This window comes from Mycobacterium paraintracellulare, from assembly GCF_000276825.1.
GTDB lineage: Bacteria > Actinomycetota > Actinomycetes > Mycobacteriales > Mycobacteriaceae > Mycobacterium > Mycobacterium intracellulare.
Genome location: NC_016948.1, coordinates 5,154,568 through 5,178,494, shown reverse-complemented (window position 1 = coordinate 5,178,494; position 23,927 = coordinate 5,154,568). Strand labels below are relative to the sequence as shown.

The 23,927-nt window shown below is 69.4% G+C and carries 22 protein-coding genes; 8 read left to right on the top strand and 14 right to left on the bottom strand.

The genetic code is table 11. The features are described 5' to 3' along the window. Positions 1 to 34 precede the first annotated feature (34 nt). Positions 35 to 1,681 carry an acetolactate synthase large subunit gene (locus tag OCQ_RS24100; RefSeq protein WP_009957646.1) on the top strand — a complete coding sequence of 549 codons (1,647 nt, stop codon included), beginning with the start codon at positions 35 to 37 and terminating at the stop codon, positions 1,679 to 1,681. A gap of 18 nt (positions 1,682 to 1,699) precedes the next feature. Next, entirely contained in the window at positions 1,700 to 2,173 is a 474-nt protein-coding gene (locus OCQ_RS24095) for a DUF309 domain-containing protein (protein ID WP_008261822.1), read from the top strand. Between the two features lie 35 nt (positions 2,174 to 2,208). On the opposite strand, the gene usfY is transcribed toward OCQ_RS24095, so the two are convergent. Both usfY and OCQ_RS24085 read right to left on the bottom strand, forming a co-directional pair. Further along, entirely contained in the window at positions 2,209 to 2,484 is a 276-nt protein-coding gene (usfY, locus tag OCQ_RS24090) for a protein UsfY (RefSeq protein WP_008261820.1), read from the bottom strand. 16 nt (positions 2,485 to 2,500) lie between these two features. After that, positions 2,501 to 2,938: a hypothetical protein gene (locus OCQ_RS24085; RefSeq protein ID WP_225331558.1), complete on the bottom strand. Its 438-nt coding sequence runs from the start codon at positions 2,936 to 2,938 to the stop codon at positions 2,501 to 2,503. A gap of 167 nt (positions 2,939 to 3,105) precedes the next feature. Here OCQ_RS24085 and OCQ_RS24080 point away from each other — a divergent pair, with 167 nt between their 5' ends. After that, entirely contained in the window at positions 3,106 to 3,810 is a 705-nt protein-coding gene (locus OCQ_RS24080; RefSeq protein ID WP_008261816.1) for a helix-turn-helix transcriptional regulator, read from the top strand. Positions 3,811 to 3,855: 45 nt separating this feature from the next. Here the strand turns inward: OCQ_RS24080 and OCQ_RS24075 are convergent, their stop codons facing one another. Further along, the gene (locus OCQ_RS24075; RefSeq protein WP_014385992.1) at positions 3,856 to 4,413 is read right to left on the bottom strand and encodes a DUF488 domain-containing protein; all 558 of its coding nucleotides are present in this window, start codon (positions 4,411 to 4,413) and stop codon (positions 3,856 to 3,858) included. A gap of 19 nt (positions 4,414 to 4,432) precedes the next feature. Continuing rightward, positions 4,433 to 4,645, bottom strand: coding sequence for a hypervirulence associated TUDOR domain-containing protein (locus tag OCQ_RS24070; RefSeq protein WP_008261813.1), 213 nt, complete (start codon positions 4,643 to 4,645; stop codon positions 4,433 to 4,435). An 88-nt stretch (positions 4,646 to 4,733) separates the two neighbouring features. Here OCQ_RS24070 and OCQ_RS24065 point away from each other — a divergent pair, with 88 nt between their 5' ends. Both OCQ_RS24065 and OCQ_RS24060 read left to right on the top strand, forming a co-directional pair. Then, on the top strand, positions 4,734 to 5,645 hold the full coding sequence (locus OCQ_RS24065; RefSeq protein ID WP_008261812.1) for a LysR family transcriptional regulator: 912 nt from the start codon (positions 4,734 to 4,736) through the stop codon (positions 5,643 to 5,645). Between the two features lie 109 nt (positions 5,646 to 5,754). Beyond that, the gene (locus OCQ_RS24060) at positions 5,755 to 6,909 is read left to right on the top strand and encodes an NAD-dependent formate dehydrogenase (RefSeq protein WP_008261811.1); all 1,155 of its coding nucleotides are present in this window, start codon (positions 5,755 to 5,757) and stop codon (positions 6,907 to 6,909) included. A 24-nt stretch (positions 6,910 to 6,933) separates the two neighbouring features. On the opposite strand, the gene OCQ_RS24055 is transcribed toward OCQ_RS24060, so the two are convergent. From OCQ_RS24055 to OCQ_RS24025, 8 genes are all read right to left on the bottom strand, one after another. After that, positions 6,934 to 7,284: a DUF732 domain-containing protein gene (locus OCQ_RS24055; protein ID WP_008261810.1), complete on the bottom strand. Its 351-nt coding sequence runs from the start codon at positions 7,282 to 7,284 to the stop codon at positions 6,934 to 6,936. 19 nt (positions 7,285 to 7,303) lie between these two features. Beyond that, on the bottom strand, positions 7,304 to 8,674 hold the full coding sequence (locus tag OCQ_RS24050; RefSeq protein WP_008261809.1) for a PPE family protein: 1,371 nt from the start codon (positions 8,672 to 8,674) through the stop codon (positions 7,304 to 7,306). Between the two features lie 14 nt (positions 8,675 to 8,688). Next, positions 8,689 to 9,939: a PPE family protein gene (locus OCQ_RS24045; RefSeq protein ID WP_008261808.1), complete on the bottom strand. Its 1,251-nt coding sequence runs from the start codon at positions 9,937 to 9,939 to the stop codon at positions 8,689 to 8,691. A 622-nt stretch (positions 9,940 to 10,561) separates the two neighbouring features. Beyond that, positions 10,562 to 11,566 (bottom strand): ABC transporter substrate-binding protein, encoded by a 1,005-nt coding sequence (locus OCQ_RS24040; protein WP_008261807.1) that lies wholly within the window; start codon positions 11,564 to 11,566, stop codon positions 10,562 to 10,564. 238 nt (positions 11,567 to 11,804) lie between these two features. Then, complete coding sequence (locus tag OCQ_RS24035) at positions 11,805 to 13,253, bottom strand: lipase maturation factor family protein (protein ID WP_008261794.1); 1,449 nt, start codon at positions 13,251 to 13,253, stop codon at positions 11,805 to 11,807. Positions 13,254 to 13,351: 98 nt separating this feature from the next. Beyond that, a complete protein-coding gene (locus tag OCQ_RS24030; RefSeq protein ID WP_014385989.1) occupies positions 13,352 to 17,560 on the bottom strand; it encodes an alpha-(1->3)-arabinofuranosyltransferase domain-containing protein in 4,209 nt (1,402 codons plus the stop codon). A gap of 58 nt (positions 17,561 to 17,618) precedes the next feature. Next, positions 17,619 to 17,792 carry a DUF2613 domain-containing protein gene (locus tag OCQ_RS26365; protein ID WP_007769006.1) on the bottom strand — a complete coding sequence of 58 codons (174 nt, stop codon included), beginning with the start codon at positions 17,790 to 17,792 and terminating at the stop codon, positions 17,619 to 17,621. A gap of 86 nt (positions 17,793 to 17,878) precedes the next feature. After that, positions 17,879 to 18,073 carry a DUF2613 family protein gene (locus OCQ_RS24025; RefSeq protein ID WP_014385988.1) on the bottom strand — a complete coding sequence of 65 codons (195 nt, stop codon included), beginning with the start codon at positions 18,071 to 18,073 and terminating at the stop codon, positions 17,879 to 17,881. An 87-nt stretch (positions 18,074 to 18,160) separates the two neighbouring features. Between OCQ_RS24025 and OCQ_RS24020 the strand changes: the two genes are divergently transcribed. The 3 genes from OCQ_RS24020 (at position 18,161) to OCQ_RS24010 (ending at position 21,580) form a co-directional block, all read left to right on the top strand. Next, the gene (locus OCQ_RS24020) at positions 18,161 to 19,312 is read left to right on the top strand and encodes a glycoside hydrolase family 3 N-terminal domain-containing protein (RefSeq protein WP_014385987.1); all 1,152 of its coding nucleotides are present in this window, start codon (positions 18,161 to 18,163) and stop codon (positions 19,310 to 19,312) included. A 344-nt stretch (positions 19,313 to 19,656) separates the two neighbouring features. Further along, positions 19,657 to 20,301, top strand: coding sequence for a TetR/AcrR family transcriptional regulator (locus OCQ_RS24015; RefSeq protein WP_008261784.1), 645 nt, complete (start codon positions 19,657 to 19,659; stop codon positions 20,299 to 20,301). 25 nt (positions 20,302 to 20,326) lie between these two features. Next, on the top strand, positions 20,327 to 21,580 hold the full coding sequence (locus OCQ_RS24010; protein WP_008261783.1) for a chloride channel protein: 1,254 nt from the start codon (positions 20,327 to 20,329) through the stop codon (positions 21,578 to 21,580). A gap of 20 nt (positions 21,581 to 21,600) precedes the next feature. Here OCQ_RS24010 and OCQ_RS24005 read toward each other — a convergent pair whose 3' ends face one another. Both OCQ_RS24005 and OCQ_RS24000 read right to left on the bottom strand, forming a co-directional pair. Beyond that, on the bottom strand, positions 21,601 to 22,443 hold the full coding sequence (locus OCQ_RS24005) for a MaoC/PaaZ C-terminal domain-containing protein (protein WP_008261782.1): 843 nt from the start codon (positions 22,441 to 22,443) through the stop codon (positions 21,601 to 21,603). A gap of 9 nt (positions 22,444 to 22,452) precedes the next feature. Continuing rightward, positions 22,453 to 23,817 (bottom strand): 3-oxoacyl-ACP reductase, encoded by a 1,365-nt coding sequence (locus tag OCQ_RS24000; RefSeq protein ID WP_008261780.1) that lies wholly within the window; start codon positions 23,815 to 23,817, stop codon positions 22,453 to 22,455. Positions 23,818 to 23,927 lie beyond the last annotated feature (110 nt).

The window sequence follows — 23,927 nt, the reverse complement described above, 5'->3', positions numbered from 1 at the left end:
CCTGCCACTATCGTTCCTTCAAGGGAGGTGCCGGATGAGCAGAGCCGCCGAGTTGATCGTCAAGTGCCTGGAAAACGAGGGCGTTTCCGTCGTGTTCGGGGTGCCCGGCGAGGAGAACATCCGATTCGTGCAGGCCCTGGCGGCGTCGCCCATCCGCTACGTGCTCACCCGGCACGAACAGGCCGCGTCCTTCATGGCCGAGATGTACGGCCGGGTCACCGGCCGGGCGGCGGTGGTGTCGGCCACCCTGGGGCCCGGCGCGATCAACATGCAGCTCGGCGTCGCCGACGCCACCACCAACAGCACCCCGCTTGTCGCCATCTCCGCGCAGGTGGGCCACGACCGGGAGTTCAAGGAGTCACACCAATACGTCGACCTGGTGTCGATGTTCGCCCCGATCACCCGGTGGGCGGCCGGCATCCCGACCCCGCGCGCCATCCCCGAGATGGTGCGCAAAGCGTTCAAGCTCGCCGAGTCCGAACGCCCGGCCGCGGTCTATCTCGCGGTGCCCGAGCACATCGACGCCGACGAGAAGGATTACGACCTGGGGCCGTTGCCGCGCAACGTCGTGCGCCCCGACGCTCCGGCGCCCCGCCAGGTGGAACGCGCCGTCGCAATCCTGCGCAACGCCAAGCGCCCGGTGGTGCTGGCCGGGCACGGCGCCGCGCGCGCCGACGCCACCAAAGCCCTGGTGCGCTTCTCCGACGAGTTCGGCATCCAGGTGGCCAACACCTTCCACGGCAAGGGCGTCATGCCCGACGACCACCGCAACAGCATCGGCACGCTGGGCTTCATGCGGCACGACTACGTCAACTTCGGGTTCGACAACGCCGACGTCGTCATCGCCGTCGGCTACGAGTTGCAGGAATTCGACCCGGTCCGCATCAACCCCCAGGCCGATAAGAAGATCATCCACATTCACCGGTTCCCCGCCGAGGTCGACGCGCACTACTCGGTCGACGTGGGGATCATCGGGGACATCAGCGATTCGCTGAACGCCCTCACCGACGCGCTGTCCGGTCACAGCTTCAGCCACGCCGCCGACGTGCCCGGGTCGGGCCTGCTCGCCGAGGAATTCGCCCGGGGGCAACAGGATTCGCGCTACCCGCTGGCGCCGGCGCGGGTGGTCGCCGACACCCGCGCGGCGCTGGGCCGCAGCGACGTCGTCCTGGTCGACACCGGCGCCACCAAGATGTGGATGGCCCGGCTCTACCCGACGTACGAAAAGAACACCTGCCTGATCTCAAACGGCCTGTCCACCATGAGCTTCGCCCTTCCCGGGGCGCTCGGCGTCAAGCTGGCGCAGCCGGAGTCCAAGGTGCTGGCCGTCGTCGGCGACGGCGCGTTCCTGATGAACTCGCAGGAGATCGAGACCGCCGTGCGCGAGCGGATACCGCTGGTCGTGCTGATCTGGGAGGACGGCGGGTACGGCCTCATCGAATGGAAGATGGATCTCGAACTCGGGGCGCACTACTACGTGAAATTCAACAACCCGGACGTGGTGACGTACGCGGAAAGCTTCGGCGCCAAGGGATATCGGATCACTCATGCCGACGAACTGCTCCCGACGCTGCGCGCCGCGCTCGACGACGAGGGCGTCTCGTTGATCAGCTGCCCGGTCGACTACTCGGAGAACCTGCGGCTGACCGACCGGCTCGGCGAGCTGGACGAAACGCTGTGATTCGGGAATCCATTGCCGATGACCGAGCGTGATCGCGACGAATCGGGCCGGCCGCGCAGCGCCCGACCCCGCGACGCCCTGGGCCGGCCCCTGCCGCCGGGCAGCGAAGGCGTTCCACGCATTCCGGACGACCTGGCGCTGGCGCCGGTCGAGACGCTGGCATACGCCCAGGATCTGCTGGACCGAGGCCTCGCCTTCAACGCCCATGAGGTGCTCGAGGCCGCCTGGAAGAACGGACCGGCCGACGAGCAGGCCCTGTGGCAAGGCCTGACGCAGCTCGCGGTGGGGATCACCCACGCGCAGCGTGGCAACGTCAAGGGTGCGACCACGCTGCTCAGCCGTGCCCGCGCCCATCTGGCGCAGCAGGATCGGCCGGCGCCGCACGCCGTTGATGCGGCCGGGCTGGTGGACTTCGCCGATGCGCTGATCGACGCCCTCGCCGCCGGGGCGGATATCACCGCATCGCGGCTACGGCCCCGCCTGACGGCCTGAAATGGCCGGCTCGCCAACGGGATCGGCGCGTCCCGTTACCCGTCTTGTTGATTCTCCAACAGCGTGACCCGGCGAAGTTCCACAACGAACCACAAGGTTGCGGCGACGGTGGCGAGTAGCGCGATGATCGCCACCGTGCTGAGCCATTCGTAATGCTGGTAGGCGGCGACGGCCAAGCTGGCGATGATGCCGCACAATGCGACCCCCAGCAGAATGAACCCGGGCCAAAAGAAGTTGTCCTTCATCGTGAGACCGGCGCGTGGGTGTGCCGTCCGATGACGATCGGTCGGGTCGTGATGTGTGTCTCCCATGGTTCCCTCTCGTCGGTCAATTCCGCAGTGACTCGGCAACTTTGGGGAAGCCGATATCACGGGGAACGTAGACGTCGAACAGCAGGATCGCGCCGATCGTCGTCACGAGCCAGACCATGACCGTCGCGGCGAGCCACGATGCGCCGCCGTAGATGCTGAGTCCGTGCGTCGACACCGAAGCCAGGCTCATCGCGCCGATGGTCAGGGTCAGGCCGGTGCAGCCCAGCAGCAGCGACGCGTATCCATGGGGCAATTTCAAGATCTTCACCGACAGGGTCGTCTGCGTTACCGAGAAGAACACCACGGCAACGATGAGGCCCGATGCCGTCAGCACAACGTGGGGAACGGTCCTCGCCGCCAGCGCCAGCCCGATGGTCCAGGTGGCCGACCGCGCGGCGGTCCGGAGCACAAAGTGCTTCACGACACCGGGCGCTTTACCACGGCGATATCGCATCGTGGTCGGCGATGCGCGCGGGTAGCCTGATCGTCGAACCGATGGATGTGGGCGGCGCTGGTTGGCAAGGTGACCATGGCGGCTCCTGAAAACTAACAGATAAGTAATTAAACTTTAGAAATTATTCGCTGTAACGTCAAGACTTTTGTGATTTAGAAGTGGGCGCGATGGACCAACTGCAACGCGATGCCGCCGGAATCGGCGCCCTCGCCGACCCCGTGCGCTACGAGCTGTATCAGTTTGTGTGTTCGCAGCCCGGACCGGTGAGCCGCGATCAGGCGGCCGAAGTGGTGGGAATCGCCCGGCACCAGGCGAAGTTTCATCTCGACCGGCTGACGGCCGAAGGCCTGCTGGAATGTGACTACGCCCGGTTGACCGGCCGGACCGGCCCGGGAGCGGGGCGCACCTCGAAGCTGTACCGACGTGTCCGTCGCGACATCGCCGTGAGTTTGCCGCAACGTCAGTACGAGTTGGCCGGGCGGCTGATGGGCCGGGCCATCGTCCAATCCCAGCAGAGCGGCGCGCCCGTCGTAGAGGTGTTGCACCGCAACGCCCACGACTACGGCCGGAGCATCGCGGAGAGCGCGCTGAGCGCGGCCCGCCGGCGGCCGGCCGACGCGCGTGCGGCGCTGAAACTGGTGGCCAGCTTGTTGCGGGAGTATGGCTATGAACCGGGTCACGACGACGACGGCGTGTATCTGGTCAACTGCCCGTTCCATGCGCTGGCTCAGGAACAGACCGAATTGGCCTGCGGCATGAACCACGCGCTGATCAACGGGATGGTGGACGCGATGACCCCGCGTTGCCTGGATGCCCGGCTGCAGCCGACGCCGGGCCGGTGCTGTGTGGTGGTCGCGGCAAGCGCTGACTAGCTCACGGCGCTGCCGCGTGCCAAACCCGTTGCCTCAGTGTGTTATTCAGGCACCGCCGGCGTCCGCCGGGTACGTCACCCGCCCGCGCTCGTCGACGACGGGTGTGGCGCCCCATTGTCCGAGTCGATGCTCACGCGGCGCGGATCCGCTGATGAGGTGCCATACCGTCCAGCCCTGGGCGACAAGGCTGTTCGCGATCAATTGCCGATGGCATCGCCACGGCACGGGCTCACCGCACATGATCGCCACGCGGTGGGAGCGGGCGAGCGTGATCAGTTCCGCCAGGCCGCGCTGGTATTCGTCGGTGAGGGTGTAATCGGCGTAATTCTTGAAGCTGGCGTTCTGCCAGCCCGCGTTGATGGTGGGGTCGACGCTTTGCCGGCCGCGTCGTCCCCCGAGCGCGGGAAGGTGGAGGTAGCCGATGCCGGCGTCGCCGAGCCAGCGCGCCATCTCCGCACTGCGGAACTGGGGATTGCGTCGCGAGCCGGGCTGGGCGCGCACGTCGACGAGCAGGTCGATGCGGGCCTGATCGAGGGGTTCCAGGAAGGTGGGCACCGGGCATGTCCAATGCCCGATCGTCCAGATCTCGCCGTCGTCGCTCATGGTGGTGTCGCGGCGTGTCCTAGTCGATCTTCTCCAGGGCGTCGCCCTTGTGCATCGCGATGTGGTCGGTTTTGTCGCTTCTGATCTCGTATTGCGGGTCGTCTTTCGTGCAGTGCCGTTTGTGGCCCTTGTACTCGGTGTCGCGGGTGTGCTTCTTGACCACGATGCCGCTGACGTGACCGGCTTCCGAATTCCATCGGACGTGGTCCCCGACCTCGAACTGTTTGGCCACCGTGCGCCTCCTTCGCGTGCGTTGTGGTTCGCTGCGTGGGTTCCCCCACCACTGCGACGAGTAACCGTGCGCGTGGTCGAATGGGCGCATGCTGTTTCGTCAGCTGGAGTACTTCGTCGCGCTCGCGCAAGAGCGCCACTTCGCGCGCGCCGCGCGGGCGTGCTACGTGTCGCAGCCCGCGCTGTCGGAGGCCATCCGCAAGCTCGAATCCGAACTCAACGTCCCGCTGGTGCGGCGGGGGCAGCGGTTCGAAGGCCTCACCCCCGAAGGCGAGCGGCTGGTGCCCTGGGCGCGGCGCATCCTGGCCGACCGCGACTCGCTCAAACGGGAGGTCACCGCGCTGCAGGCCGGGCTGACCGGCGAGTTGCGGCTGGGGGTGGTCCCGGCCGCATCGACCACCGTTGCGCTGCTTACGGATCCGTTCTGTGCCGCGCATCCCCTGGTGCGGGTCCGGCTCGAGGTCAATCTGCGATCGGCCGGCATCGTCGAACGCGTCCGCAAGTTCGAATTGGACGCCGGCATCCTCTATCCGGACCAACAGGACACGGCCGACCTGCTGGTCACCCCGCTCTACCACGAACAACCGGTGCTCATCGCCGCCGCCGAGCTGCTGGGCGGCGAGTCGGACACCATCGCGTGGTCGGATGCCGTGCAGCTGCCGCTGTGCCTGCTCACCCAGGGCATGCGCGGGCGCCGGGTCATCGACGACGCGTTGGCCACCCACGGCCTCGAGGTGACACCGCAGCTGGAAACCGACTCCGTGGCAGCGTTGTTCGCGCACGTGCGCACCGGCCGGTGGGCGAGCATCGTGCCCCAACCGTGGATCCACACCCTGGGCATCCCCGCCGGGGCCAGCGTGCTGCGACTGCGCCGGCCCTCGGTCACCGCGCTGATCGCGTTGGTCACCAACCGGGCCGAGCCGGGTTCGTTGCTGGCGCGGGCGTTGCGGCGGACCGCGCGCGAGGCCCGCATCGGCGCCACGCTCTCCGAGCGGTCCTAGCCCCCGTCTCCACTGATCGGCGTCGCCTATCAGCCAGTCGGAATCGCGTCTTGGACAGCCCGTGGCCGCGCCGTGAGACTGGGGTTGATCGCCAGTTAAGGAGAATTCAATGGCCAAGTGTGTGATGGTGCTTTATCCCGACCCCGTCGACGGATACCCGCCGGCCTACGCGCGCGACAGCATCCCGACGATCCACGGATATCCCGACGGCAGCACCGTGCCGACTCCGTCAACGATCGATTTCACGCCCGGTGAGTTGCTTGGCTGCGTGTCGGGCGCCCTCGGGCTGCGCAAGTTTTTCGAAGACGCGGGCCACGAACTGGTGGTGACGTCGGACAAGGACGGACCCGACTCGGAGTTCGAACGCGCGTTGCCCGACGCCGAAATCGTGATCTCGCAACCGTTTTGGCCGGCCTACCTGACCAAGGAGCGCATCGCCAAGGCGCCCAAGCTCAAGCTGGCCCTGACCGCCGGCATCGGCTCGGACCACGTGGATCTGGATGCGGCCAAGGAGCGCGGGATCACCGTGGCCGAAGTGACCTACAGCAACAGCATCAGCGTCGCCGAGCACGCGGTGATGCAGATCCTGGCACTGGTCCGCAATTTCGTCCCGTCCCACCGGTGGGCCGTCGAGGGCGGCTGGAACATCGCCGACTGCGTCGAGCGCGCTTACGACCTCGAGGGCATGGACGTGGGTGTGATCGCCGCCGGACGGATCGGGCGTGCGGTGCTGCGCCGGTTGGCGCCGTTCGACGTCAACCTGCACTACACCGACACCCGCCGGTTGGCACCGGAGGTCGAAAAGGAACTGAACGTGACGTTCCATCCCACGGTGCAGGAGCTGGTGCGGGCGGTCGACGTGGTCTCGATCCACTCGCCGCTGTACGCGGACACCCGCGCGATGTTCGACGAGAAGCTGATCTCGACGATGCGGCGTGGCTCCTACATCGTCAACACCGCCCGCGCCGAGGAGACCGTCCCGGAAGCGATCGCCGACGCGCTGCGCAGCGGGCAACTCGGCGGTTACGCCGGCGACGTGTGGTACCCGCAGCCCCCGCCGGTCGCCCATCCGTGGCGGACGATGCCGAATAACGCGATGACGCCGCATGTTTCGGGGACGACCCTGTCGGCGCAGGCGCGCTACGCGGCCGGCACCCGGGAGATCCTGGAAAGCTGGTTGGCCGGCACGCCGATCCGTCCGGAGTACCTGATCGTCGAGGGCGGCAGGCTCGCGGGCACCGGGGCGCTGTCCTACCAGAAGTAGTCGCGGGCATCGGCCAGTTGGCGCTCAGCCCCCGCCTTTGCCCTTGCTCTCTTCGAGTTGTCCGGGGCAGTAGGCCTTCGCCGATATCGTGGCGAATTGGGCGGCGCCGTGGGTGGTCAGGGCGGGGTTGTTGTCGCGTATGTCGGTGAGGAGTTGCAGGCCGGATACGCCGCGAGTGATCATGCCGCACACCGACTTTCCCGCGGCGACGGCCTGGCCGGGGTCCTTGAAGCTGATCCCGACGGTGTGGAGGTCGGACAGGAAGGATCCGTTGTTGTCGTCGGCGGGTGCCTCGTCCTCGCCCGGCGTGGCGTGTGCGGGTGCCGCGAGCGTGATGCCCAGCGATACGGTGAGAAGCGCGAGCAGCCGTGTCATGGAGCCTCCTTCGGTGTGGTTATCCCAGCTGGGATTCGGGGTGTGCGGCGGCGGGCGTCGGTTCGTCGTTGACGTGCACGGCGTGCACTCCGGGTGTGGTTCTGAGTTGGGCGACCAGGTCGTCGAGGCCGGACTCGTCGACGTTCCAGTGCTGCACCTGGTCGGGCATTTCTTGTAGTTGGGCGATGATGCGGTCGAGTTTGACCGGTTGGGTGCGGCGCTGGCCGGCGATCGCGCGGGTCTGGATCCCGGTGGTGGTGTTGATGACGCGGGCGGCGGGGCCGCCGAGTGCGCCGCCGGCCAGGCTGCCCAGGGTGGCGTCGTTGACCAGCTCGGCCGGGAAACCCGCCGCGGCGGCCGCGGCCGCGCTGGTGGCCGGCAGTGCGGTGGAGGCCAGCCGGATGGCGGGGGCGGCGGTGGCCCAGCTCGAGGGCACCGACAGCTTTCCCACGGTCGGCGCGGTGCCCAGCACCGCCGATACGGGACGCACCGGGACGCCGGCGCCAAGGCCTCCGGGGGAGGCCAGACCCGCGCCCAGCGAAGCTTTGGGCAAGCCGGCGCTCCAGGGGGCATAGACGAAGGCCCCCTTCCATTCCGAGACGCCCAGGCCGCCACTGGCGCCGACGACGTTGGTCCAGGTGGCCTGCCCGCCGACGCCCTTGACGCTGGAGAACAGCGCCTCCCACAGCGGCGCGACCTCCTTACTGCCGGTCATGCCCTCGATCAGCTTCTGCCACGATTGGGTGTATCCCGTGGTAAGCGAGTTGATGTAGTCCTGCAGCTGTTGCGTCCACGAGGACGACGAGCTCGACGCCGCGGCGGCCGTGGTGCTCGCCTGAGCCGCCGACCCGGTGTCCTTGCTGACAGCGGGCGCCTGCTCGAACGGCGCCAGCTCCCCGGCGGACTGGGAGGCGGCGGCGTAGCCGAACATCGCGGTGACGTCTTGGGACCACATCTGGGCGTATTCGGCTTCGGTGGCCGCGATCGCCGCGCCGTTTTGCCCCAACAGGTTGGTCGCCTGCAGCGCTGCCAGCTGGGTGCGGTTGGCGGCGATCAGCGCGGGCGGGACGACGGAGGCCAGCGCGGCCTCATAGGCGGCAGCCGCGGCTTGGGCTTGGGCGGCAGTCTGCTCAGCGAGGCCCGCCGTGGTCGAGATCCAGTTCACGTACGGTGCCGCGGCGGACGCCATGGAGTCCGACGACGGGCCCTGCCAGTCCTCGCCGATGAGTTCGGAGATCGCCGCGCCGTACGAGGATGCGGTGGAATGCAATTCGGCGGCCAGCGCCTGCCATGCGGCGGCCGCGGACAGCATGGGCGCCGCGCCGGGGCCGGCGTAGAGCTGGATGGAGATGACCTCTGGTGGGAGCGCTGCGAAATCGGTGAAAACCATGGCGGTGCCTTTCCTTATTTCGGGTTCGGCGGGATCACGATGACCGTGGAGGTGGTGGCGATGTCATCAACGGCCACCGCCCCGGGCACCCGGACCGCCGGCCCGGCCACCGCGCGGGTGGCGCTGCCCCCGACGGCGCGTCCGGCCAGGCTCGACAAGGCGGTGGGGCCGAACAGGCCCTGGCCGGGGTTCATCGTCATCGCGGGTGCGGCGTCCAGCATCGTCTCGGGCAGCTCGGCGGCCAGGGTCCTGATCGCGGGCGCGGCCGAGGCCCAGTTCGCGGGAACCGACAACGATCCGACCACACCGGCACGACCCACCGCCGCCGACACCGTTCCCGCACTCGGTGCCTGAAAGGAGGTGGCGCCGGTCAGCAGATCGCTGTGCAGCAACGGGGCCAGAACCCCATGGAGACCCTTGGGATGCAGTGTGGGGTCGACACTTTGAACGTTGCCGCCCATCGCCTTGGTGTTGAGCGCAAGCTGATAAAAACCCTTCCCCGCGTCTGCGACCCCGAGCGGCGAGTAGGGCCCGGTCAGGGTGCTGAGGAAGCTGTTGAAACTTTTCAGGCCTCCCGTGGCTTCCCCGAGACCGAGCGAGATTCCCGGCGACGTCGTCGCCGCGGTTTGTGCCGCGGCCGGGGCCTGCGAGAGCGCCTGGGAGACCGCGGTTTCCACATTGGAGCTCGCCGAGGACTGAGTCGCGGCGGCGACCGCGGTGGTCTGGTTGGTTTCCGCGCTGCCGTCGGTGGTCGTCGGCGGCGTGGTGAACGGTGCCAGTTGAGTCGCGGCCGCCGAGGAACCCGCATAGCCATACATCGCGGCCGCGTCTTGGGCCCACATCTCGGCGTACTGGGCCTCGGTGGCCGCGATGGCCGGGGTGTTTTGGCCCAGGATGTTGGTCGCGACCAGTGTCGCCAACAACGCCCGGTTGGCCGCGATCACCGGCGGCGGCACCGTGGCCGCGAAGACGGCCTCGTACGCGCCCGCCGCCGCCTTCGCCTGACTTGCCGACTGCTCGGCCTGCGCGGCGCTGCCGATCAGCCACGCGACGTACGGCGCGGCCGCGGCCGCCATCGACGTCGACGAGGGGCCATTCCACGCGGTTCTCAGCTCTGCGACGACGGACCCGTAAGACGCTGCCGTGGCGCGTAATTCGGACGCTAATCCGTCCCAGGCGGCCGCGGCGGCCAACAACGGGGCCGGCCCGGGGCCTGAGTAGATCCTGCCGGAGTTGATCTCCGGCGGTAACGCTCCGAATTCCATTTGTTTCCTCCGCCTCCGGCCGCGAACACCACGGACCCCGCGCTCGTCCTTGCCGATAAGGTTGGTCTTCAACAACATTGAGCAACTTCGGTCGGCACCCGCCAGTGGATGCCAGTTGCTTGAAATGTTCGGGTGCTCAGAAGACTAGCCAGCTCTGCCCGAAGAGCTCGTGGCAAATGCAGGCCGACGCCGGGGGAACACCGCGTTCGAATGGCAAGGCCTGCAACGCAGCGGTTTGATTGGCAAGGCGCCGATAGCCCCGTCTACCTCGGGCGAATTCGTACACGTCCCAGAGTGAAAACACGATCAACACCCGGCAAACATGAGCGTGCCAGGGGGTTTCCTCAATAAAAATCTCACCATCCAAAATTCGCTGCCCCGCACCGGGCGCGGTCATCCGCGTGCGCTTGACCAGAGTCCACTGGCAACACGACGTCGCCGTCGCGGCCCGGAATCACCGGCGCAGCGACGACCGCGAATGTTGTTTCGCTCCACAGCCTCCGGTGCCTGAGCCGGCCGCCCCGGCGGCGTCAACCGATGCGAACACCACTACGTCGGCCTTGCCGCGCCCACTATCGCGGGGCGGTCTGGCCTCGTCATCAGAAGTCCCACCTCATGCGGGTCAGTGAGTTTCGGCGGCGGTGGCGGCAAAGCGACGATCCACCCAGTTGCCGAAGCGCGGTGCGGACTTGATCTGGCCCGCCGCCGCCAGTAGGTCGGTGAGGCGCTGTTCGGCGTCAATCACGGTGTCGTCGAGGGGGATCGGCTGTCGCAGAGTGCGCCCCTGCGCGACGGCGGCGACGGCGGGGTCGATGCCGGCGGACCCGGCGTACTGAGCGGCCCACTCCTGCGGGTGCTCGCGCGCCCAGACCGCGGCTCGGGTGTATCGCGCCAGCAGATCCGCCAGGGCGGTGTTCCGTTTGGCGTCGGCCAGCGTTTGGTCGGAGGCGATCCCGAACGAGTACTTGTACTTGCGTGTGACCAGGCCCCGCACCGGGAGTTGCTGTTCGGCCTGCGCGGTATAGGGATCCCACACGGCCCACGCGTCGACCTGGCCATTGCGGAATCCCGACAGGGCGTCGGCCGGTTGCAGGAACACCAGGTGGACGTCGTCGGGTTTGAGTCCGGCCTTGTCGAGCTGATCAAGCACATTGGCGTGCGCCGAACTGCCCTTGGCCAGCGCGATGGTTTTGCCTCGCAGGTCGGTGACGGAGTGAATAGGCGAATCGGCGTGAACCAGAATCTGATCGCCGGGGCCCCCACCGTCGAATGCGGACACCACCTTGATGCGGGCGTTGGCGACCGCGCCGAAAATCGGTGGGGTGTCACCGGTGATGGCGAAATCGATCTTGCCGGCGGCGGCGGCCTCGACCATCGGTGGTCCCGAGGTGAAGGTGGAGAATTCGATCCGGTACGGAAGGTTCTGCAGCTCGCCGGCGGCCCTCAGCATGGCTTCGGTGCCAACGCTCTTTTGATCGCCGACCTTGAGAGTCAGGTCGGCCAGCTGTGACAGCGGAACTCGGTCCGGCACCGCGCCGGGGCCGGCGGCCTGTTGGCGGGAGACGCACGCCGGCAGCAGCAGAGCGATGGCAGCCAGCAGTAGCGCGGTATGGCGTCGTGTCGACATCGAGCTCCTCAGATCAGGACACCGAGCTGGCTGAGCACGTCGGTGCGGTACCCGGGACGGGGCCGGTTGGCACGGGATTCGCGCAGGCAAGGCTGCGGCGCTGTGGAAGGCGAGGCTATGGCAGATCGGTTGGGCGGACAACGGTTTGAATTTCCGTGAACGCAACCGCGCCTAGAGGGGGTTCACGCGGCCTTGCGTCGCGTCCTGGCCGATACGACCGGTGACGCCGAGATTGGCCTCAATTGGTGGTGGTAGGTGTCGACAACGTCATGGGCGGCGCATAGCCACCCACCAGGGCGCGATGCCACCACGCCCGGTCGCGGCGCAGCTCGGCCGGGGTGGTGAAGCGGTACTGGTACAGCTGGGCGCGCACAAACCGCGGTGGCGCATCCGGGAACGGGTTGTGGCGCAACAGACGCAGGGTCGGCCGGTCGTTGCGCAGCAGCCGCTGCAGGAACGGCCGCAGCCAGGGCTGCGCGTAGCCCGGCGAGATCGCGGCGAACCACATCAGCCAGTCCAGGCGCAGATGATAGGGGGCCCACTGTCGCGGCAGCCGGCGCGGCCCACCCGGCTTGCCTTTGAATTCATATTCCCGCCAGACGGTCTGGTCGCTGAGCTGGTCATCGTCGGTGCCCTCGATCACCACCTCCCGACGGATCCGCCCGATGCTGCCGAAGGCCCCGTAGGTGTTCACCAAGTGAAATGAGTTGAACGACATGTTCATTCGCTGGCGCGACGACAACATGTTCCGTATCGGCCAGTAGCTCATGAACAGCACCGCCGCCGACACCGCGGCAACCAGGACCGCAAACCACGCGGGCGCCGCCGGGCCGTCGTGCGCCGGGACCAGCCCCCCGGGAAGCAGCGACGCGACCGACGCGTCGTCGATGGCGCTGCACGCCAACAGAATCGTCACCCAGTTCAGCCAGGCGAAGTTGCCCGACGCGACCAGCCACAGCTGCGTGATGACGATGATCGCCGCGGCCACGCTGGCCACCGGCTGCGGCGCGAACAGTCCGAACGGCACGATCAGCTGCGCGAAATGGTTGCCCGCCACCTCGACCCGGTGCAGCGGTTTGGGTAGGTGGTGGAAGAACCAGCTCAGCGGCCCGGGCATGGGCTGCGTCTCATGGTGGTAGTACAGACACGTCAGGTCGCGCCAGCACGGATCGCCGCGCATCTTGATCAGCCCCGCACCGAATTCGACTCGGAACAACAGCAATCGGACCATCCACAACGTCAGCACCGGGGGCGCCACGTCTTCGTTGCCGAGAAAGATCATCAAAAACCCGGTCTCGAGAAGCAACGACTCCCAACCGAACGAGTACCAGGTCTGCCCGACGTTCACGATCGAGAGATAGAGCACCCACAGCACGAGCCACATCGCCATCGCGGCCCACAGCGGCGCCGCGTCGGCCGCGCCGGCGGCGACGGCCGCCGACAGTGCCGCGCCGAACCAGGCGACCGCCGCGAACAGCCGATCGGAGTAGCGCAGATGAAAGATGCTCGGCGTGCGCCAAAACGACTGCGCCGCCACAAACCGCGGAATGGGCAGCATCCCGTGTTCGCCGATGAGTGCGCGGAATTGCGCGGCCGCCGCGACGAACGCCAGCAGATAGATCGCCGCGGCGCCGCGCTCGAGGACCAGTCTGCCCACCCAGTATTCGGGCGCGGAAAACCAGGTCATGGCGCTCACTCCCCGATCGGCGGCTGTCGCACCGACCGCATATCCAGTCAATCAGCCGATAAACGGGGGTAGCCACTACGCGCCAAAACTATTCGGCACTATTCGTCGCCGGACCGGCGCTCCCGGTCGGGCATGACGATCACCGAGGCGGTCAGCACCGCGAGCGAAACCAGCGCCAGCAGTTGGACGTTCGCCGAATGACCCGCGTAGCCGTCCGCCGAGCGCCAGGGCTGGCGCGACAACGCCGCCCCCGCCACAATCAGCCCGCCGGCGCTGCCCACCAGGGCGAGGCGTTCCCAGCGCCGGGCGCGCAGCGCGTAGCGCAACCCCAGGGCGGCGCCCATCACGACGACGCCGCCGGCGCCGGCGATCAGCGCCCCGGCGGCCAGCGCCGGGACCGCCGCCCATGCCCCGGGCCGCCATGGTTGCGTGGGGGCGCCCGCGTCGCGGGTTCGGGTGCGCCAGAACGCCAGCAGCGCCAGCAGCGGCAACAAGGCCAGTCCCACCACCAGTCCCGCGCGGTAGAGCGGGTTGGAGGCGAACGTCAGCGTGATGGTGCCGGGGTCGCCCGCGGGGACCACCCACCCCTGCTGCCAGCCGTTGACGGCGATCGGCGTCAGCCGGGCCCCGCTGCCGGTGCGCGCCACCCAGCCGGGGTTGATGCTTTCCGGGATGACCATCACCCGGGGGGTGGCCGACGGGGGAGCCTGGACCTCGCGCCGGGCCGGTCCCCATGCCCGCCAGGACGAAAGACGTTCGGCCCGCGCGCTTTCGGGGGCCCGCGAGGTCGACAGTTGGGCCCCGTCGACGACGAACTGCGCCCCCGGGCTGATCAGCAGCTCCTGGTCGCCGGCGGGCAGCGCGATCGGATCGCGGTCGCACGGCACCGCAGCCAGGGGCTGATCGTCAAGTATCGCCCCGACGGTGGTGTGGATCGCGGTGTGCACGAACCGGCCCGCGACCGCGATGACCGGGCCGCGATCGCACCCGAGGAAGATCTCCCGGCCGCGGTTGCGGGCGGCGTCGGCGGGCGCGATCGCGTTGCCGTCGGCGCCGAGCGCGGCCACCTCGGCCAGCCCGGGCGGCTTGAGCTGGTCGAAGCCCAACGCGTTGCGGTCGATGACGTCGTCCCAGTCCAGCAGGCTGAGCGTCACCGTGTCGGTCACCCGGGGCTTCAGCGCGAGCGTCTGCGCCCCGCCTGAATCGGCCTTGACCGCCGCCACTTGCGGGCCGTCACCGAGGTTGACGGCCACCATCGTCGGACGCACGGGCAGCGCCGCCCGGCTGGGCACCAGCCGCAACCCGGTGACCTCGGTGGGTCGAGGCAGCCTCAGCGTCAGCGTCGGCGGGGTCTTGTGCTGCACCACCCGCTGCGGCGCCGTCCAGGCGGTGGCCGGGTCGCCGTCGGTGCCCGCGTAGGCCGAGCCCAGCACATCGACCGCATCCGAATCACCCTGGGCAACAGTCGCATCGGGCTCGGCGATCAGGGCGGCCAGCTTCGGGCCCTGCCGGGGCCGCACCCACACCGTCGGGGTCACCGACACCGGCGCCGGCACGGTCAACGTCCGGCTGAAGTTGACCGGCTCCTCCGGGGTGAGCGCCATCGACGGCGCGCAGCGCACGGTGTCGGGCGCCGGGGCGCAGCCGGGCCTGCCGAGCAGTTCCGAGCCCAGGTCCCACCCTGCGATCGGGGCGCCGGGGGGCGGCCCGGGCACCCGCACGGTGTGCCGCAGGTCGACCTGGTGGGCGAACCCGGACGCGTCGTACTGGGTGATCGTCAGGTCGGTGATGCCGAATTGCACGCCGGCGGACCCGTCATCGGTGCCCGCGGCGGTGATCCGGACCCACGGCGTTTCACCGTAGGGGAGCGCCGCGGCGAGCGGCTTGCCCGGCTCGTCGAACCGCAGCGTGGTGCTGCCGGTGGCGGTTTCGATCAGGATGCGGCGGACCTGGGCGCCGACGGCGGTTGCACTGGGGGTCAACGTGATTGCCGCATTCGTCACGGGGTGGTCGAAATCGATCCGCATCCACTGGCCGACGGCGGCCTGCAGCGAGTTGGACACCCAGGCGGTCGCGGAGTCCCCGTCGATCGCGGCGGCCGGGGAGGTCGCCGGGGCGACGTCGGGCATGGCGGTGGAATCCGACGACGAGCTCGACACGGTGATCCGCCCGCCGGTCCACGCGCCGGCCACCGGCTCCGCGCCCGGGACGGGATAGTCCGGCACCCGGTTGTAGGTGTGCCGCGCGTCGCCGGGGGCCCGGATCGCCGACGAATGTTGGTCCACCCGACCGTAATCCGTCTCCCGGGTCACCGGGGTGTCGGTGACGGTCACGCCGCCTCCCGGCGGCAGCGGCAGCCCGGCGGCGCCCGCGTCGGCGGTCAGCAGCGCCGGGCCGAGCGGCGGCTGGCCCAGCAGCCGCCGCCGTTCGTCCAGGCGCAGCAACGCTTCCGGGCCGCCGTCGACGCGGGCCAGCCGGTCGGCGTCGACGAGGTAGGGCGCGGCGGGGTCACTGACGTCACCGCCGCCGGTGACCCGGTAGATCTCGACCGCCGGGTAGCGCGGCCGCAACCCGCTGTCGGCGACGAAGCCGGCCAGCGTTCCGGGGCCCACCGGGGCGCCGAACTGCGCCACCTTCCGCAGCCCCGGCGAGCCGTCCACGGCGCGGTGCACCAGGATCGGGCGCGCCGAGCGCGACGTGTCGGGATCCAGGTCGTTGCGCACCGCAAGGTAGGAAATACCTTGGCGCGCAAGGGTATCGGCCAATCCCGCCGAGGGCCGGCCGGCGGCGAACAGGCGCTGCACCGAATCCAGCGCCCGGATGGTCTGCGGCGGGGTCAGCGGGATCGAATCGCGCACCCCCCACGGGCTGCTGCCCAGCACCTGCAGCGGCTCGTCGTGGCTGGTGCCCCACACCTGCGTGGCGAACGGCGCCCCCGGCACGACGAGCACCCGCCCGGGTGTGGGGGCGCCCGTGTTGTGCTCGGTGAGCCAGTCGGCGGCCTCATGCCAATACGGCGGGATGGCGGTGAACGTCCCCGGCGGCGCCAGCCGACCGGTCCACGCCAGCGAGGTGCTGACCATCAGCGCCGTCAGGACCACCATCGCGGCCGCCACCCGCCTGTCGCGCTCCGGGTGGGCGAACGCGCGCAGCCACACCGGCGTCGGGGCGGCGCCCGGCAGCGGTATCCGGCCGAGCAGGTGGGCGATGCCCAGCGCCACCGGGATGCCGATCACCGACCCCAGCTTGTGCACGTTGCGCAACGGGGCGCCGCCGGCGTCCAGGAAGGCCTGCACCGCGTGCGCCACCGGAGAGCCCAGCCCGCCGCTGTAGCCGACGGCCATCAAGACCGCCCCGACCAACAGCATCGTGACCAGGCGGCCACGCGCCGGCATGGCGGCCGAGGCCAGCCCCGCCAGCCCGGCCGCGGCGACCAGGCAGGTGCCCAGGATGGCCGCCGATCCGGTCACCAGCGGGGCGCCCGCGGTGGCGTTGGGCGCCACGTACGGGGTCCAGCTGTCGGTCCCGCGCAACATCTCGGTCAGTGACGACCATTGCGTTGTCACACCGGAGGATTCGATGAAGTCCAGGAACGGCGGGCTGATGGCGCGCAGCATCACCAGCGCCACCACCCACCACAGCGTGGCCAGCAGCAGCGCCAGCAGCCACCACCCGGTGTAACGCCACCACCGCCGGTTCGGTCGGTGGCATGCCCACCAGATCACCGCGGGCAGGCAGCCGGCCAGTGTCGCGATGGCGTTGACCGCGCCCATCAGCGCGACGGCCAGGCCCGCCCGGGCGGCCAGCGCTCGCACGGACCGATCCGTCGACGCCCGCAACGCGAGGATCGTGGGCAGCAACACCCAGGGCGCCAGCATCATCGGCAAGGTTTCCGACGAGATCGATCCGAGGGTGGTCAGCACCCGCGGCGACAGCGCGAACGCGGCCGCGGCGATCACCCGCGACGCCGGGCTGCCGATCCGCAGCGCCTCGGCGACGCGCATCAGCCCCCAGAAGCCCGCCGTGAGCAGCAGCGCCCACCACAGCCGCTGCGTGATCCAGCCGGGCACGCCCAGCGCGTGACCGATCAGGAAAAAGGTGCCGTGCGGAAACAGGTAGCCGTAGGCCTGATTCTGCGCCTGCCCGAACGGCAGCTCGCTGTTCCACAGGTTGGTCGCGCGCGCCAAAAAACGCAGGGGGTTGGCGGTCAGGTCGAGCTTCGTGTCGGGGGAGATCCGCCCCGGCGACTGGGCGAACGTCAACGCCAGCGCGATCGCGCCGACCAACCACAACCAGCGGCGCGACACAGCCGACGAAGTGAGGGTCGTCTCCGCGGGCTCCGGCCGCGCTGCCCCTACCTCGCCGCTAGCTACGGTTGCCGTACTCGACCCGGTTGAGCACTGACGACTGCGGATCGCCCCCGGGAAGTGGCGGCTTCGTGTCTTGCTGGACCATCAACGTGATCCCGAAGATCGCGGCCGCGCCGAGCAACAGGCCAACCACAACGCTCGCTGCGGCGGGCGCAACGATCCGGTTCATCGACGGCTCCTGGGTAATTGCGGGGCTTGCGGTCGTGACTTCAACCTAGCGCCAACCTAGCAGAAGAGCGTTCGACCGAGCGCTCGTCACCAGTGCAGACAGTGTCCGTGGAAACAGCGGTCGCCGTATTGCACCTGATAGGGCAACGCCGGGCGCGCCGGCGCCTGCACGCGGACGGCGGTGTCGTCGGCCACCGCGAGCGTGATGCCGACCGTCGTCGCGATCCCGACGGCCAACCCCGCCGCGATGCTGGCCGCGGCCGCCACCGTGAAACCGCTCATCGCCTGCTGACCTCCCCTGATGGGCAACCTACCGCTTGTGCCCCCTGGGGCCGGGGACGAAACGCCCCCCTGTGAAAGCATGGCCCGATGGCATTTTCGCGCACCTTCGCCGTGCTTGCGGCCGCGTCGGCGCTGGTGGCCGGCTGCGGCCACCACCCCGCGCCACCCGCCCACTCGTCGACGTCGAGTAAGCCGGCGGCCGCGCCCGCGCCCCCGGTGTGCGCCGACCCGGCGGCGGTGCCGGCCGCGCTGGGCATCCGCGACAAGCTGGCCCAACTCCTGATGGTGGGCGTGAAGAACGCCGATGACGCCCGGGCCGTCGTCAACGGCTACCACGTCGGCGGGATCTTCATCGGCAGCTGGACCGACCTGACGATCTTCCAGGGGCCGTTGGCGGACATCAGCGCCAAGGCGGGACCGCTGCCGCTGGCGGTCAGCGTCGACGAAGAGGGTGGCCGGGTGTCGCGGCTGAAGACCCTGATCGGCACGTCGCCGCCGGCCCGGGAGCTGGCGCAGACACAAACCGTCCAGCAGGTCCACGATTTGGCCGCCGACCGCGGCCACAAGATGCGCGACCTGGGCATCACCGTCGACTTCGCTCCCGTGGTCGACGTCAGCGACGAGGACGACGACGCCGTCATCGGCAACCGTTCCTTCGGCGCGGACCCGCAGACGGTGACCGACTACGCCGGGGCGTACGCGCAGGGCCTCCGCGACGCCGGGCTGCTGCCGGTGCTCAAGCATTTCCCCGGGCACGGGCACGGCTCGGGTGATTCGCACACCGGCGGGGTAGTCACGCCGCCGCTCGCCGACCTGCAGACCAGTGACCTGGTGCCCTACCGGTCGCTGGTGGCCGCGGCGCCGGTCGCGGTGATGGTGGGCCACCTGCAGGTCCCGGGCCTCACCGGCGATGTCCCCGCCAGCCTGAGCCCCGAGGCGGTGCAATTGTTGCGCAACGGCGTCGGCTACAAGGGTCCGCCGTTCACCGGCCCGGTGTTCAGCGACGACCTGTCCAGCATGGCCGCCATCTCCGACCGGTACGGGGTGTCGGAGGCGGTGCTGCGCAGCCTGTTGGCCGGCGTCGACGTCGCGCTGTGGGTCACCACCGACGAGGTGCCCGCGGTGCTGGACCGCTTGCAAAAGGCCGTCGCCTCAGGCGAACTGCCGACACGACGGGTGGATGAGGCGCTGGTGCGGGTGGCGAAGATGAAGGGCCCCGGCCCGACCTGCGGGCACTAGCGGCGATCGCGAGCGCGGCGTGAGCCGGCCGCCGCAACCTTGAGTGTGAACTGACGGCTTTGAGTGTGCAGTGGCGGCGCGCCCGATCGGCGTGTCGCCGCCGCAGATTCACACCGAAAGCCAACGATTCACACTCGACGGGCCAAGGCGAGGCGAAGACGGGGCAAGGCGCGGCGAAGACGGGCCGAGGCGCGGCGGCGAAGAGGGGCGCGGCGGGGCCGGCGAAGCGGGTCGCCGCATAGTCCACCCCGGGCGAAGCGGGTCGCCGCCGTGGGCACTAGTGCTGTGCGGTCCGGCCGCATTGCTTACTCTTGAGTCAGATAGACGGGCTAGAGAGGCGAGCGATGGCGGGTGGTACCAAGCGATTACCGCGCGCCGTGCGCGAGCAGCAGATGCTCGACGCCGCCGTGCAGATGTTCTCGGTCAACGGCTACCACGAGACCTCGATGGACGCCATCGCCGCCGAGGCGCAGATCTCCAAGCCCATGCTGTACCTGTATTACGGCTCCAAGGAGGACCTGTTCGGTGCCTGCCTGAACCGGGAAATGACCCGGTTCATCGACGTGTTGCGCGCCGACATCGACTTTCGCCAGAGCCCGAATGACATGCTGCGCAACACGATCGCGTCGTTCATGCGCTACATCGACGCGAACCGGGCGTCGTGGATCGTGATGTACACCCAGGCCACCAGCTCGCAGGCGTTCGCCCACATGGTGCGCGAGGGACGCGAGCAGATCATCGACCTGGTCGCCGGGCTGATGCGGGCCGGCAGCCGCGCGCCGCGGCCGGACATCGAGCACGAGATGATGGCCGTGGCGCTGGTGGGCGCCGGCGAGGCGGTGGCCAATCGGTTGTCCACCGGCGATATCGATGTCGACGAGGCGGCCCAGCTGATGATCGACCTGTTCTGGTACGGCCTCAAAGGCTCACCGGAGGAGCGGGAAGCGGCCCGGTCCCAGTCGGACGGCTCGGACGCCGCCGGCGACTAGACCCCTCCTTCGTCAGGTGGCCCCGATGCCCGTCGCCCGCACGGACCGCGGCAACCTCGACTTCTTTTGCGCGGTCGTCATCGTCGGGTTGCTGGCCGGCGTCGCCGGGTTGGCGACGACGCTCGTGCTGCGGGCGGTCCAGCACGCGACCTACCACTACAGCTTCGGCACCCTGCTGGCCGGGGTCGCCGCCAGCAGCCCGATACGCCGCGTGGTCGGCCCGATGATCGGCGCCGCGTTGGCCGCGCTCGGGTGGTGGCTGCTGCGGCGCCGCACGGACGTGCCGCCGCTGGCGGAAACCATCGCCCGCCGAGAACGCGTGCCGCGGCTCTCGTGGAGCATCGACGCCATGCTGCAGGTGGTGCTCGTCGGGTCGGGAGCATCGCTCGGCAGGGAAGGGGCGCCACGCCAATTCGCCGCGGTTCTAAGCGATTTGGGAACCGGATGGCTCAAGCGGCTCTCCGGGCGCGACCGTGAGATCCTGCTGGCCTGCGCGGCCGGGGCGGGGCTGGGCGCGGTGTATGCGGTCCCGCTGGCCGGGGCGCTCTTCTCGACCCGGATCTTGCTGGGCACCTGGCACCCGCGCGCGGTGGGCGCGGCGTTCCTGTCCTCCGGCCTGGCGGTCGCCATCGGCTCGGCCATCACGCGCGATCAACCCAACCTGCAGTGGCCGATCGAGGAATCGACCTATCTGTTGACAGCGCACGGATTGCTGTTGGCGCCGGTGGCTTTCGCGGCGGGCTGGGCCTTCAACCGGTTGATGGCCGCGGCGCGGCCGCCGCGCCCGGTGCGAAGCTGGGTGCTGATCCCGGCGCTGGCCGGGGCGGGCCTGGTAATGGGCGTCTGCTCGCATTGGTGGCCCGAGTTACCCGGCAACGGCCGCAGCATCCTGACGGTCAGCCTGGCCAGCGGCATGACCCTGGTGTCCGCGCTGGCGATCCTGGCGTTGAAACCCCTTCTGACAGCGTTGTTCCTGCGCGCCGGGGGTACGGGCGGGCTGCTGACGCCGTCGCTGGCCACCGGCGCGGCGGCGGGGGCGGCGCTGGTGCTGGCGATCAACTGGGCGAGCGGGACGCACCTGCACGTGCCGGCGGTGTCGCTGGCCGGCGCCGCCGGTGTGCTCGCGGTGACCCAGGGCTCGCCGATCTGGGCGGCGATTTTCGTGTGGGAACTCGCCCGCCCGCCGCTGTGGTTGTTTGCGCTGTTCCTGCTGACCGCGACCGCCGCCCACGCGCTGAAAGTGCTTGCCTGCGGGCGCGGTTCGACGCACGCCGGCTAGCCGGTCGCCACCGGTAGAAGCTAAAGCGGCCGGACTGTGCCGGTCAGGTGCGGGTATCCCTTGGCGATGTTGCGCAGCGAAAGGTCCCAGCCGTCGTCGTTTTCGTCGATGTAGAGACCGGCCGTCGCGGGCAGCACCAGCGGCTTGCCGAAGCGCACCGAGTACCGAGCCGCGTCCGGGATGGCCGCCTCGATGTTGGCCAATACGGCCGCGGCGCTGAACATTCCGTGCGCGATCACGGTGGGGAATCCGAACAGCTTGGCCGCGATCGGGTTGGTGTGTATCGGGTTGTGATCGCCCCCGACGACGGCGTAGCGCCGGATCAGGCCCGGGCTGATGCGCAGCACGGTGGGCGGTGGCGGCAGCTTGGGCTGTTTCTGCGGGGGCGGTTTGGGTTCGTCGGACAGGCTGGTGCGTTGCTGGTGCAGGAAGGTCGTGACCTGGTGCCACGCGGTGTCGTTGCCGACGCTGACATCGGTCACCAGGTCGACCAGCAGACCTTTGCGGTGTTCGCGCAGGTTCTCGGCGTGCACGTGCACGCCGACGGTGTCGGTGACCGCGATGGGGCGGTATTGGGTGATGTGGTTTTCGGTGTGCACCGAACCCATTGCGGCGAAAGGAAAGTCGAACCCGGTCACCAGCGACATCAGCGCCGGAAAGGTCAGCGCGAACGGGTAGGTCAGCGGCACGCAGTTGCCGTAGCGCAGGCCGGTCACCGCCGCGTACTCGGCGACGTTCGTGCGGTCGATGGGCAGTTCCTCGATGGTGACCGTGCGGGTGGGCAGTCCGCCGCCGCGGGACACCACCGGCAGGGCTCCCGCGGCCGCGCGCAGCAGATTCTTCAGGCCGCTTGGCTGGTTCATCAAGTTCTCCTATGCGCCCAGCATGGCCTGGCCGCATACGCGAATGACGTTGCCGGTCACCGCGTTCGAGGCCGGGCTGGCGAAGTAGGCGATGGCCTCCGCGACATCCACCGGCTGGCCGCCCTGCAGCAGTGAGTTCATCCGGCGGCCGACCTCGCGGGTGGCCAGCGGGATGGCGGCCGTCATCTGGGTCTCGATGAATCCCGGTGCGACGGCGTTGATGGTGATGCCCTTGTCGTAGAGCTCCGGGGCCAGCGCCTGGGTCAGGCCGATCATCCCCGCCTTGGTGGTGGCGTAATTGGTCTGGCCGCGGTTGCCCGCGATGCCGGCCATCGACGACAGGCCGATCACCCGGCCGCCCTCGCCGATGCTGCCGTTGCCGACCAGCCCCTCGGTAAGGCGCAGCGGGGCAAGCAGATTGACGGCCAAGACGGCGTCCCAGCGCGCATCGTCCATGTTGGCCAGCAGCTTGTCGCGGGTGATCCCGGCGTTGTTGACCAGGACGTCGGCGTGGCCGCCGTGATGCTCGCGCAGGTGCTCGGTGATCTTGTCGACGGCGTCGGGGGCGGTGACGTCGAGCCACAGCGCGGTGCCCCCCACCCGGCTGGCCGTCTCGGCCAGCGCCTCGGCGGCCGATTCGACGTCGATCGCGACGACGCGCGCACCGTCGCGGGCGAACACCTCGGCGATCGTCGCGCCGATGCCGCGGGCCGCGCCTGTCACGATGGCGACCTTGCCGTCCAGCGGCCGTTCCCAATCACCCGGCGGTGTGGAGTCCGCCTCCCCGACGTAGAACACCTGGCCGTCCACGTACGCCGACTTGGCCGACAGGATGAACCGCATGGTCGATTCCAGGCCCGTCGCAGCGGGTTTGGCGTCCGGCGACAGGTACACCAGCGCGACCGTGCTGCCGTTGCGCAGCTCCTTGCCCAGCGAGCGGGTGAAGCCCTCCAACGCGCGCTGGGCGATCCGCTCGTGCGGGTTGGCGGCGCCGTCGGGCGTGGTGCCGACCACCGCCACGCGGGCCGAGTGGCCCAGGTTGCGCAGCAGCGGGGTGAAGAACTCGTACAACCCCTTGAGCCCTTCGGGCGTGGTGATGCCGGTGGCGTCGAAGACCAGCCCGCCGAACTTGTCGGCCCAGCGCCCGCCCAGGTTGTTGCCGACCAGGTCGTAGTCGGCGTCCAGCGCCGCGCGCAGCGGCTCGACGACTCTGCCCTGCCCGCCGATCAGCAGCGCCCCGGCCAGCGGCGGATCACCGGCGCGATAGCGGCGCAGCGTCTCGGGTTGGGGAACACCGAGCTGCTTGGCGAGAAACGAACCAGGACCGGAGTTGACGATCTGAGAGAACAGATCGGACGAGACCTTGGGAGCCACCGGAGCTACCTTCCATGTTCTTGCGAAGTCGGGGTATGCCTACAGCACAACCGTATCGAGGACGAACTTACTGCAGAGTAAGAACAGTGGGTAGTATGGCCCCAGACGGG